The organism is Shewanella sp. SP1S1-7 (genome assembly GCF_031932105.1).
Classification (GTDB): Bacteria; Pseudomonadota; Gammaproteobacteria; order Enterobacterales; family Shewanellaceae; genus Shewanella; species Shewanella baltica.
The window spans coordinates 40,112-52,596 of the sequence record NZ_JAUOEU010000012.1; the positions used below are offsets into that span (position 1 = coordinate 40,112).

A 12,485-nucleotide genomic window follows, 5' to 3' on the forward strand; every position below is an offset into this window, starting at 1 on the left:
GCTATGGAACAGGTCGGGATTTACGAAAAGCTTATTACTCAACTCGTTGAGAAGCGCTTAGATAAGGACATATTTTTTGTTGGAGAAAGGAAGCTAGAGGTTGCTGAAGCAAGTATTTGGCTCTCACGTTTTCTGACTAAAGTAATTGAATATGTGATTAATTCTGTTCCAGCAGATGAAAACCAAGTTATCAATCAAATCAGTTTGGCTAATCGGTTAGTGATGTGGCTAAAGGAGCACATCAACGATGATGACTTTATCGATGAAAATCTCATCGATAGCCAAGGTCGGATACTCACGGCTCTTTTTAACAAACAAAATCCGATAGCGACTGATTTACCTAAATATACGGCCGCCATATTTCCATTAACGGGGCTCACTCAGAGTGAGCTTTTTTGCGGTAGTAATGCGGGATTATCACTTGAAAGTGAGCTTAAACGTGAGATCCGATCATCAGATAAAATCTATTGGCTGGTGTCATTTATCAAGTGGGCGGGGATTCGCATCTTCAAAAATGAACTTGAGGAATTTACACGCAACGGTAAAGAGTTACGCATCATCACTACATCTTATATGGGCGCGACTGATGCTAAAGCCGTCGAGTTTCTAGCCAGTTTACCCAATACCCAAGTTAAATTAAGTTACAACACCAAGCGTGAAAGGCTGCATGCAAAGTCCTATTTATTTCTACGAAATACGGGTTTTCATACCGGTTATATCGGTTCTTCAAATCTATCGCATTCAGCATTGACCAGCGGGCTTGAGTGGAACCTTAAGATCACCACCCAAGAAATTCCCCACATCATTGAGAAATCACTCAGTACCTTTGAAACTTACTGGGAATCGAGCGAATTTGAGCTTTTTAGCGGTGATGCGAGCAGTAAAGAAAAGTTAAACAATGCGCTCAAAGAAGCGAAAAGCAGTGGCACTGAATCGAGCTCATTTCATTTTGACATTAAGCCGTTTGCGCATCAGCGAGAAATCCTCGAACAGCTTGCAGTAGAGCGAAGCGTTCATGGCCGTTTTAAAAATCTCATCGTCGCGGCAACAGGCACGGGTAAGACGATTATTTCCGCGTTCGATTTCGCGCGGTTTTATAAACTGCATCCAGAAGCCAATTTTCTATTTGTTGCCCACAGGCAAGAAATTTTACAGCAAGCCCTCAGTGCTTATCGCGGTGTGTTAAAGAATAATCAATTTGGCGAGCTATGGGTGGCAGAGCATAAACCTAATAGTTACAAACACTTATTTGCATCTGTCCAAAGCTTGAATCTGCAACTTGATAACCTGCCATTAGCGGCTGATTTTTATGATTATATTGTGATTGATGAAGTCCATCACGTTGCTGCGAATAGTTACCGTGGGCTATTAGCTCATTTTGAGCCGACTATTTTACTTGGGCTCACGGCAACCCCTGAACGGCATGATGGTGTGGATATTTTGGCTGACTTCTGCGGTGTCATTGCCGCTGAAATACGTTTACCCGAAGCTATTAATCAAAGGTATTTATGTCCATTTCAATATTTTGCGATCGATGATGCGACAGATCTTCGCAAGTTAAATTGGAGCCGTGGTCGTTATGACGTCGCTGAGCTGAGCAATTTATACACTCACAATGAACAACGCGTGACGCGCATTATTCGCAGCCTAGCTGAAACCGTGACTGATATAGACAATATTAAGGCGTTAGCCTTTTGTGTAACCAAGGAACACGCCGAATACATGGCGAAGAAGTTCAATTTGACTGGGATCAGCGCCGATGTGCTGACCAGCGATAATAGCTCTGAACGGCAACAAAAGCGGCAGAGCTTGGTCAGTGGCAAATTATCCATTTTGTGTGTGGTGGATATTTTTAACGAAGGTGTCGACATTCCAGAAGTGGACACCTTGTTGTTTTTACGGCCAACGGAAAGCTTGACCATATTCCTTCAGCAACTTGGCCGTGGCTTGCGTCTCACCGATGATAAGCAGTGCTGTACAATATTAGATTTTGTCGGAAATTCACGTGATGAATATGATTTCTCGCAAAAATTTAGGGCATTAGTCGGTAAAACGAATCAGTCGATAAAAGATGAAATTCTCAATGACTTTCCGCATCTACCGCTTGGGTGTCGAATTGAGCTTGAGGAAAAAGCGCAGTCAATGATTTTGCGTAATATTAGCCGCGCAACGCTCAATGCCAATCGATTAACTAGTCTAATGGCAAACTTTAAACATCAAACTGACTTGCCGCTCACGCTAGGCAATTTTTTGCGCATGAACCCGCAAGTGACCTTGGAAGACATTTATCGAATAAGGATTAATGGTCAATGTGGCTGGACCTTATTAGTCGAGGCTGTTCAGAGTCATCAGATTGCTGAACCTACTGCGCAGTCCGATTTAGCCAAAGCATATTATCGCGCGATTAACTTTCACTTACTCAGTTGTACTTCATTATCCTATTTAATCTTTATCAAACAGTTATGCCAAAATGATTTTGTCTTTAATGGGTTGAATCCTATACAAAATCAGTTTGCTTTGATGTGTCATTACAACTTTTGGGATAAATCAGGTACGGCTTTAAATGTTAACAGTTTAGCGGCTAGCTTGCAGATGCTACGCAACAAGCCATTACAGGAAGAGTTATTGGCCGTATTGGCGATACTGATCAACCGGATACACCATCAAGAAATGGATTTGGAGTTACTCCAACCCACAGCGTTGAAAGTGCACTCTCGTTATACCCGTGAGCAAATTTTAGCGGCGATAGGAGCAAGCACATTTACAGCTAAATCGCCTTCTAGGGAGGGTGTGCTTGCGATTAATGAGCAAAATCTTGAATGTTTATTTGTGACGTTAAACAAATCAGAGAAGCAGTTTTCACCGACAACCATGTATCACGACTATGCCATTAGCGAGCATCTATTCCATTGGCAATCACAAAATAGCGCACGGCCAGAACGAGGTAGGGGCCTAAGCTATATTGAGCAACAAAAGCTGGGGAAAACCGTACTGTTGTTTGTTCGAGAGCAATCAAAAGATGAAAATGGCCGCACTATGGGATTCGTGAATTTTGGAAAAGTACATTATGTCAGTCATAACGGTTCACAACCCATGAATGTCACATGGCGATTAGAACAGCCAATCCCTGATGTAATGTGGCATGATGCGGCTAAACTTGCAGTGGGCTAAGTACTACTTCCCCAGTCTTTCCGCCAACATCTCCATCAAAAACTCAATCAATACACTCACCTTAGTCGGCAAATATTTCCGCTGCGGATAAACCGCATAAATGCCATGTTCGGGGAGGGGGTGGTCTGTGAGCAAAGCTTGTAGGCGGCCTGTTTGTAAGTCGGCTTCGACCATGAAATGGGGTAGGTTGGCTATGCCTAAACCATCGAGTGTGGCTTGGTGAATGGCATCACTATTGTTGACTTGGTAGTTACCGTTCGGCTGGATACGAGTGGGACCCTGCGGGCTTAAGAAGGTCCATTCGACACCATCACGAAAATATGAGTAGAACAAACAGTTATGTTGGCTAAGTTGCTGCGGCGTGTGTGGCACAGTGTGGCGAGCGAGATATTCGGGTGAGGCGCAAATGACACTTAAACAAGGGGCAATTTTACGGGCAATCAGGCTCGAATCTGGCAGTTCGCCGATGCGAATCGCCAGATCGAATCCGCCAGCAATTAAATCGGTGGTCTTATCATCCATCTGCATTTGCAGCTGTATTTTCGGATAACGGCGCAGAAATTCTGGGATCAAAGGGGCGATATGCAAGCGGCCAAATACCATAGGGGCAGCGATGCGCAGACTGCCCTGAGGCGCTTGTTGTAGCTCGGAAATAGCGTCCAATCCTTCCTCTGCGAGTTTAACTGCAGGGCGAACATAGTCGAAGTAGCGGGCGCCTGCCTCGGTAAGACTTAAGCTGCGAGTGGTACGGTGCAAGAGTTGAATACCCAGACTTTGTTCTAATAGGGTAATGCGTTTACTCACCGCCGATTTACTCAGCCCAAGCTTTTGACTTGCCTGCGAAAAGCTACCGCATTCCACTACAGTGACAAAGATAGGTAGTGCCGAAAAGTGCTCCATGGTGTCCTTAGATTATCGCGTTCCCCTGCGATTATTGTTGATGATACCTCAACAGTCAGTTTTTATTATCGTGGTTATCATTGCCCTTGATGCAAGGTAGACTAATGCACTTGCTGATTGCGGGTGTCGATTGTGAAGCCTAGTTATTTTCGGGCTCATCGCTCATGTTTATCGCTTATCTTGATTACTGCTAGGCAGCTAGCCACAGCATTGCCGCAATCGCCGATGTACCATTCTCGATGCCACTGAACGGCATGGGGATGGGTCTTAGCTATTTTGTCAGAAAGAGAGTTCCTATGTCCTTGCCTTACCAATGGATTTTGTTCGATGCCGATGAAACCCTATTTTATTTCGATGCCTTAAAAGGGCTTAAGTTGATGTTTAGTGAGTTTGGGGTCGATTTTACCCAAGCCGATTTTGATGAGTATCAGTTGGTTAACAAACCGCTTTGGGTCGATTATCAAGATGGCAAAATAACTGCCGCCGAGTTGCAGACCATACGTTTCGAGCCTTGGGCAGCCAAATTATCTGTCACGGCCATGACGCTCAATAGTGCATTTTTATCAGCAATGGCCGAAATTTGTGCGCCGCTACCTGGTGCTCGTGAGTTATTAGCCGCGCTGCAAGGTAAAGCTAAGTTAGGCATTATCACCAACGGTTTTACTGAGCTACAAACCGTGCGATTAGAGCGCACAGGCTTGCAGCATCATTTTGATATTTTAGTGATTTCAGAAAAAGTCGGTATCGCCAAACCCGATGTGGGTATCTTCGAGCACGCCTTCGAACTCATGGGTCATCCTGAGCGCGATTCTGTGCTCATGGTCGGTGATAACCCACATTCAGATATCCAAGGCGGTATCAACGCCGGTATTCATACTTGTTGGTATAACGTCCACGGCCATGATGTACCTGCCGGTATCACCCCGCACTATCAAGTGAGCTCGCACCAAGAGCTATATAGTTTATTGTTCGGGTAAGTCAACAGGCACTCAGCTTATGCTGTGAAGTCACTTAGCGAGTCAGCACTTCACGGATCTTACTTGCTTTATTTTTACCTATACCACCCACTTGCATCAATGCCTCTTCAGATGCTGTTACGACTGCCTCGACACTGGCGAAATGGCATAAAAGTTTATTGGCGAGTTTAGGGCCTACCTCGGGTAGGCTTTGCAAGATGAATAATTGCTGATTTTTCTTGCGTTTGGGCTTACGTCCCGTGAGGGTTAATTCATGTTCTCTACGGTTTAACTGAGTGGCGCAAAAATACAGAATTTTGGCTGTTTCAGTTTGCGATAAACTGCGCAGTATTGGGATGTGGAAATTGATTGAAATCGAGCACAGCGCCCCGATTAACGCTTCTCTGCGTATCTGGTAACATGCGATATCTTGTTTATAACCTTCGATAAGCAGGGCGGTATGATTTGGGCTCTGGGCTAATCTGGCCACCTGTGAGAATAGGCGCCCATCGCATAATGATTGCACGAAATCGGGCAACGTTTTACGTTCAATCAGCCAACCATTGAGTTGATAATCACCCAATTTTAGGCGTTTTTTGATGAGTGAGAGATCTTCGTGCAGTGACAGCTCATAGATGATTTTTTCTGCATGTTCTCTATCGTCATAAAAGAGAGGGATTTTAGCCGCTGCCAATTTTAACCTCAACCGAGTGACATATTCAGGATTGTTTATGAGTGTAGTCAGGCTGAACAACAAGCACAAAAGTTGTCTTCAGCTTTCTGAGTCGCCTAGTTAAAATTTAGTTATACCTATATCTGTTCGTTTGGCCTGCTGCATTAAGACAGCGCTAGAAAATCAATGTGAGTTAGCTATGAGTGAATATCAGTATTATCGATTCGAATGTGTTAACAGTAGCTTGTCGGTCCCGCAGCGGAATAGATTAAGGAATATTTCTAGCCGAGCAGAGATCACTAGCCACTCCTTTTGTGTTCAATATCATTACGGTGATTTAAGTGCCGATCCAGAAGCCTTGATGATGGATTTTTTTGATATTGGCTTTTATTACACCAATTGGGGGCAAGTGAATGCGTATCTTAAATTGCCAGCAGGTACAATCCCCAGTGATTTCAAGGCAATAAATGTTGAGTATTATGTGTCTCTTGTCGAAAATGAACAGAACCAATTACTGATATTTTCTTTAGAGGAAGACGATAACTACCGTGACGATGAAGATGCGGAAGCCTTTATATTTGATTTGGCGGCGCTAAGGACGGAGTTATTGGCGGGGGATTATCGCGTCTTGTATTTTCATTGGTTAAGCCAAGCCAACGATGATATGGGATTAGAGCCCTTGCCGCTTATAGCCTTTGATTTTCACCAGTTAACCCAGGCGCAATTGGCATTTACCACACTCTTTAACATCCCTTTACCATCGATACGTGCTTTACATCTTTTGCTGCAGTCAATGCCTGCACATGCTCCTCAAACCACAGTATTAACGGCACAGCAGCAGATGGCTAAGCTAACGGATGCCGAGAAGGACGCGTTGCTTTGTCGCTTATTTGATGAAGGGAAACTATTTGCGGCGGATGCGTATGCGCTCCTCAGAACGCAAGAAACACCAATAGAGTACTCCCACAGGGTAACAGTTGCATCGTTGCATCCCTTCTGGCACGTAGCAGAAAAAGAAGTGATGCAAGAAGATCGCATGGCTGAGGCTGAGCGTCTTGCCCGTAAGACGTTATTGCGTAATGAACATCTTGAAGCGGTTTATAAAGCGCATCAAAGCCATTGGGATAGTGCTTTTGAGGAGGCGGCTCGTGGGTGTGCCAGTGGCTATGATAATGCCAGCCGTACCTTGCAAGTGTTGTTTGATGCTTATCAACTAAAACAATCTTCCAGCGAGTTTAAACAAAATTTTGATGTTTTTATTAGCAATAATAAACAGCGTAAAGCACTGATTAAGCGGTTAGAGCCACTACAGAAAATTGTGCTATCGCTTTGATTTAGTTTTTTCAATTCACATAGCTATGGCGCTGTGAACGAGTGATGTGTTTTGCTTTATTAAAAGTGAATTAGATTGAGTTACCCAAATAAAAACCCTGATAAATCAGGGTTTTTATTTATTAGATTGCAGTTAAACACGACAACACACTATTCAACATTTGGAGCTAAATGTCGGTTCTGCATTTCAATTAAATTCAGCACTCCTTGGCAATGACTCCCTCATTTCTTTTGTCTTTTTTATGGTCAGGCTACCCGCCGTAGCGGGTTGAACTATATTTAACTCCTATAGCGTGTGAATGTTTTTTAACGGTTTAAGCGTGTAAATCTTGATTTACCTGCTTCAGCGTGTACAGTAAGAGTTAAGAACAGTTTAAAGGTAAAGCGATCATGAAGGTGACCAACGCAAAGCAGTTGAGTACGTATCTAAAAGATGCGCGGCTGAACGCGCAGCTCTCGCAAAGCAAGGTGGCGAGCAAGGTAGGTATTCGCCAGGATACCGTTTCAAGCTTTGAGTTGAACCCGGATTCGACCAAATTAGAAACGCTGTTTAAGATCCTTTCTGCATTAAACCTAGAGCTAGATATAAAGGTTCGGAATCCACAGCTGGTTGATGAGCGCCGCCATGATAACGCCACAGTGCCTGAGCAAGAATGGAAGGAGGAGTGGTAATGGCAGTGCTTGATGTTTATATGAATGGCTACCTTGTGGGTGAATTGACCAAATCATCCACAGGCTTTCATCAGTTTGCGTATGCCCAGCAGTGGCTAGCGATACCCGGTAGTCGCCCAATTTCTTTGTCTATGCCTCTACGCAATCAAGCCTATAAAGGTGATGAAGTTTATAACTTCTTCGATAATTTGCTACCTGACAATCACGACGTGAGAAACAGAGTCGTTGCTCGTCATAATGCTGATTCGACACAAGCATTTGACCTACTGGCTAAAATTGGTCAAGACAGTGTGGGTGCATTACAGCTTGTCCCCCATGGTCAGCCTCCCTTTGATATAAAAAAAATTGAGTCTAAACCGCTATCCGATAAGCAGTTGGAAAAAGTACTTAAGGGTTATCAGTCCAATATCCCCTTAGGCATGCTAGCCGATGACGATGACTTTAGGATTTCTATTGCCGGTGCCCAAGAAAAGACGGCATTACTTAAACTCAATGGAGAGTGGCGATTACCTATCAAATCGACACCCACTACCCATATCATTAAGCTGCCCATAGGTGAAATAAACAGCCACTCCCACAGCATAGATATGTCAGACAGTGTCGAGAATGAATACCTGTGCATGATGATAGTCAGAGAGTTTGGCTTAGATGCACCCCAGTGCTCAATAATCAAAGTGGGTGATATTAAAGCGCTTGCTGTGGAGCGATTCGATCGCAGGCTCTCTTCAGATGGCACATGGATTATGCGGCTGCCCCAAGAAGACTTTTGTCAGACATTAAATATCCCACCAGCGAAGAAATATGAGAGCCATGGTGGCCCGAGTATTGAACAAATTATGCCTTATCTATTGGGTTCGATGAACTCGGAGCGCGACAGATATAACTTCATCAAGTCTCAGGTTTTGTTTTGGCTTTTAGCCGCAACCGATGGTCATGCTAAAAACTTCTCACTCTTCATCGAGGCCGATGGCGGATATCGACTAACGCCTTTTTACGATATTTTATCTATGTACCCCGTCATTGGTGGTAAAGGTCTAAATATTCGTGATGCCAAGCTCGCTATGGGCCTCAAAGCGGCTAAGGGGAAGAAGTATCAAATCAATCAAATTTTTCCACGGCACTTTATCCTAACAGCTAAAGCTGTGGGCTTTGATACTGGGATTATGATGGAGATGATGCGCGACATTGCTGACAAGGTAGAGGCTGTGGTTGTTAAGGTTAAAGCGCAGCTGCCAGATGATTTTCCACCACACATACAGGATTCAATATTGAACGGTTTAACTGACAGAATTAAGCGCATAGCTTAGAAACGGTAATGGTTAGGTGACATTAATCGTATCGGCTCAAGCCGTTTCAATTTTTACTCTAGTTTTAAATCAGTTGTATGTGTCGATTAATTGCTGCTTTGTAAACATGTTTGCAATACATGTCGATTGAATCGACATCAGCCACAACTTAATTATGCTAATTTTCTGTACCCATTTTCATCTTGTTGAGGCAAACACTGTGGCTTGGACTAGGTGTTAAATTAATACACGACATCATATAAGTTGGATGCACAGGTATGGCATGTGTCGCTATTAAACATGTGGCCAATATTCTTCATCTTTTTGCAATGTATGGATTTTCTTCACTGATTGATACTGTTTGAGCTCTGGTGTTAAAAATCGTTTTTTTCAGTCTCCAACTCGATGAGTGGCGTATTCGTACATAGTTCTACAGAGTCCAATAAGCCAAAAGGTTTGAATCTCGGGGCATGTGGTCCACCATAGCAAAAAAGTGACTCGACATTGTTAGGGGTGACTAAATCAATAAAACGATAAGTCCATTCAGGATTGCCGGTAAAGTGGATGGCATTTTGCTCTAAAAGCGATTCAATCGCAGGTATGGTATTTAGTTCCATTACAAATCCTTGTGTATTAAAGCACTACTTAGCGTCCGATGTTGAGCATTTCAAAATCACTTTTAACAGGGTTTACTCTGCGCCATAAAATACAAAAAGCCCTTAAATTAAGGGCTTTTTGGTATCTAAAACGCGTTAAATATCATTACTCAACGTTTTGGATCTGAATGTTGATTGATAATTTTATTTTATTTAAAATCAATAATTTGATTATATTTTTATGTTTGTTTTTTGGTTTTAGTAACCGATTTAGTAACCACTTGGTTGTCGTTAACATGCTTGATTCTAAATAATGCGGCTTAATATATAGGTTCTAATAAACAACTCCATACACGCCTGTAGCACAACTTTGGCAGGTATCATCATCGAACATATGCCCTGCATTCATAGACTCATTACAGTGCTTACACTTTCCACGGGCAATCTTACTATCGTGGATAGCTTTTGCTGCGGACTTAACCTGTCGCGGTGTAGAACTAAGAGCCATTTTTCGTTGAATAACCCATTCAAAGCTCGGTTCATGCGGATGCGGCCAAGTGATTAAACCAATGGAGATGGCTATGTAATCGTTAAATATATCGATACTTATATCCTTATTATATAAGGAGCTTGTTACTTTATCAGATAGAACATCAAAGTGTTGTTCCACAAACCTGCCGCAAGCGCTGTAGGCACATGTGGCCGTTCCATCTTGAGACTTAAAATTGGCATCAATTAATTTATTGCACTTAGTGCAGATAAAGAATGCTGGTGACTGGTCTATTGCCCGCGTTACCGCTTTTAGGCTGTGCGTTAACCTTTTAGGGTTCACGCCAATTTTTTGGTGGATTAGCTTATCAAAATAACCATTATTACACCGGACATGTGCTGTGACGGTGAAATCTTCATCAAGATGAACGGTATAAAGTGGTCTATTAGGTAACGTAATCGACTCCTTTAGAGAAAGGTCATCGCAATCGAGTGTTGGGGACTCTCTCACTTTACTGTTCTTCGTTTCAGAGCCGTAAATGGGATACGAATTCCACTCAAAAGATTTGAAAGGGCTGCCTATCTCATCAAGCAGTGCCATTGTTTCTATTGGTATTATTAAATCCATTAAAACCAGATAACGGTTAATTAAATCCGGACGCCCAGTAAAGCAGATGGCGTTTTGCTCTAGCAGTGATTCAATAGTTGGAATGCAATCGAGATCCATGGCAGCGCCTCTTAAAAATTAACCTACAACAGAATAATCTCATCACTGAAATTATCTTCGACCCTTTTCCCATCGCATAATACTGAGTAGATAGAACAATCTAACAGATTTTTCTCAGTATCTAGGGAACCAATAAATTCTGTCGATAAAATGCAGTCGCCATCAGAAATCATCAGGATATCTGCCTTAATAAAGTCTTCATCATTCTTGATTATTTCCAACGCACGTTTTAATGGTGTCTCAAAATCAGTGCCGCCACCAAAACTTTGTTGTAAGAAGCTCAGTAAACCAGACGAGTTGTTTACTTCATTCATTGAAAACTCTTTTAACTCACCATTTGAGCCAAAAAGCAGTACATGGAGTGATCGTTGCTCTTGCTTGAGAATGTTAGCTATGGCCAGCAATAAGGCTTTAGCTTTTAATAATGGCGCACCAGCCATACTGCCCGAAGTATCTAAACAAGCCACAACTGGACCCGTTCTTTTTTGACTAGTTTGTTGCTCTTCACCATTAATATAAGTGACGCCTTGAAGTTCATAAGTTAGTAAGTTGTGTTCCAACAGCCTTGCATAAAACAGTACTTCTAACGTTTCATCTTCAAGGTTTACCAGTTCGCTTGGGAGCATTCGCATCAAATCATTGCTTCTATGGGTACCATGAACTTCGTTTTTACTCGCCTCTGGGATTTTAGTCGCTTTCTTTTTCTCTTCCGAAATATAGATTCGCCCCATTTTATGAGCAAGGTCTTTAATTCGTTGATTATCATGTAATAGTCTAGCTAATGCAGTGAAATCATCCTGACTATTAATAATGTCTGTATAGGAAAAATCAGCGTCTGGGCATTTAGCTAGAAACTCTTTAACCTCCTCGTATTTATCAGAAATCTGCGTCAGAGTGCCATTGAGTGAAGTTAGCTTTTTTGTGATGTGTTGAGGTATATTTTCGTCTTCCAATTCGCTTTGGTAATCTTGTAGCTCATTGAGTTCAGAGCGGATAAGTTCAATATTTTTTTCATTCAGCGGCAGATGTTGGAAATACTGTTCTTGTGTTGGCCAATCAGGTTCAGCCACTGGATTTTTAGCTAGAGAGTTGTCCCAATCCCATAAGCGCCATTTCGTCGCGCCTAATTGCTTGCGTGCGGTATCTTTAAGATCTGCGAGGGTCGGTTCCCATGTTTCAATTGGCACTAGCGATGTGATAGCACTAAAGCCCTTTTCTATAAAGCTACTGTCTTGCATCATTTGGTCAGCATAATTTACACATTTAGCCGAAAACTGATGGCAGTTTTTAAACACAAGGCCATAAAAGGCTCTCTCACCAATATGAAGATCTGCTCCATGAGCCACGCTTGAATGCCCAACAGCACCATATTTATTACAGGAAACATAAATTTTACGGCCTAATGTACTCTTAGATGTAAAATCGGCTGCGTCACTATAACTAACAGAGCTTTCCGCTATACCATCGACGATGATATTAGATATCTTCCCATCATCGACATAAATGCCAGAATGCTCTATTGCGACCCATAAGTCGCAATACAAAGCACTTCCTGGCACAGGGATAATGGAGTCTCTAAATGTGCTATCGACAAAATACTTAATTGCCTTTACGACAATCGAAAAATTGGCTTTTCGCATATTATACAGGCAGTTAAGCGTGTCATAAACAGCATTAAGCATT

Annotated in this window: 10 protein-coding genes; 5 read left to right on the top strand and 5 right to left on the bottom strand. The window is 42.6% G+C overall.

Annotated elements, in window-relative coordinates; translation table 11 throughout:
- Nucleotides 1-3 precede the first annotated feature (3 nt).
- A complete protein-coding gene (locus Q4Q49_RS11315; protein ID WP_311999380.1) occupies nucleotides 4-3,171 on the top strand; it encodes a DUF3427 domain-containing protein in 3,168 nt (1,055 codons plus the stop codon).
- A gap of 3 nt (nucleotides 3,172-3,174) precedes the next feature.
- On the opposite strand, the gene Q4Q49_RS11320 is transcribed toward Q4Q49_RS11315, so the two are convergent.
- Nucleotides 3,175-4,071: a LysR substrate-binding domain-containing protein gene (locus tag Q4Q49_RS11320; RefSeq protein WP_311999381.1), complete on the bottom strand. Its 897-nt coding sequence runs from the start codon at nucleotides 4,069-4,071 to the stop codon at nucleotides 3,175-3,177.
- 296 nt (nucleotides 4,072-4,367) lie between these two features.
- On the opposite strand from Q4Q49_RS11320, the gene yjjG reads away from it, so the two are divergent.
- Complete coding sequence (yjjG, locus tag Q4Q49_RS11325) at nucleotides 4,368-5,048, top strand: pyrimidine 5'-nucleotidase (RefSeq protein WP_311999382.1); 681 nt, start codon at nucleotides 4,368-4,370, stop codon at nucleotides 5,046-5,048.
- A gap of 34 nt (nucleotides 5,049-5,082) precedes the next feature.
- Here the strand turns inward: yjjG and Q4Q49_RS11330 are convergent, their stop codons facing one another.
- A complete protein-coding gene (locus tag Q4Q49_RS11330; protein WP_311999383.1) occupies nucleotides 5,083-5,721 on the bottom strand; it encodes an ERCC4 domain-containing protein in 639 nt (212 codons plus the stop codon).
- Between the two features lie 178 nt (nucleotides 5,722-5,899).
- Here Q4Q49_RS11330 and Q4Q49_RS11335 point away from each other — a divergent pair, with 178 nt between their 5' ends.
- The 3 genes from Q4Q49_RS11335 (at nucleotide 5,900) to Q4Q49_RS11345 (ending at nucleotide 9,011) form a co-directional block, all read left to right on the top strand.
- Nucleotides 5,900-7,033 (top strand): hypothetical protein, encoded by a 1,134-nt coding sequence (locus Q4Q49_RS11335; RefSeq protein WP_311999384.1) that lies wholly within the window; start codon nucleotides 5,900-5,902, stop codon nucleotides 7,031-7,033.
- Nucleotides 7,034-7,422: 389 nt separating this feature from the next.
- Nucleotides 7,423-7,704, top strand: a complete 282-nt coding sequence (locus Q4Q49_RS11340) for a helix-turn-helix domain-containing protein (protein ID WP_006079858.1) — start codon at nucleotides 7,423-7,425, stop codon at nucleotides 7,702-7,704.
- Nucleotides 7,704-9,011 carry a type II toxin-antitoxin system HipA family toxin gene (locus Q4Q49_RS11345; protein ID WP_311999385.1) on the top strand — a complete coding sequence of 436 codons (1,308 nt, stop codon included), beginning with the start codon at nucleotides 7,704-7,706 and terminating at the stop codon, nucleotides 9,009-9,011. The genes Q4Q49_RS11340 and Q4Q49_RS11345 overlap by 1 nt, the downstream gene beginning before the upstream one ends.
- 353 nt (nucleotides 9,012-9,364) lie before the next feature.
- Here Q4Q49_RS11345 and Q4Q49_RS11350 read toward each other — a convergent pair whose 3' ends face one another.
- The 3 genes from Q4Q49_RS11350 to Q4Q49_RS11360 form a co-directional block, all read right to left on the bottom strand.
- Entirely contained in the window at nucleotides 9,365-9,607 is a 243-nt protein-coding gene (locus Q4Q49_RS11350) for a hypothetical protein (protein ID WP_311999386.1), read from the bottom strand.
- Between the two features lie 313 nt (nucleotides 9,608-9,920).
- Entirely contained in the window at nucleotides 9,921-10,802 is an 882-nt protein-coding gene (locus Q4Q49_RS11355; protein ID WP_311999387.1) for a hypothetical protein, read from the bottom strand.
- A 23-nt stretch (nucleotides 10,803-10,825) separates the two neighbouring features.
- Nucleotides 10,826-12,484, bottom strand: coding sequence for a VWA domain-containing protein (locus Q4Q49_RS11360; RefSeq protein ID WP_311999388.1), 1,659 nt, complete (start codon nucleotides 12,482-12,484; stop codon nucleotides 10,826-10,828).
- Nucleotide 12,485 lies beyond the last annotated feature (1 nt).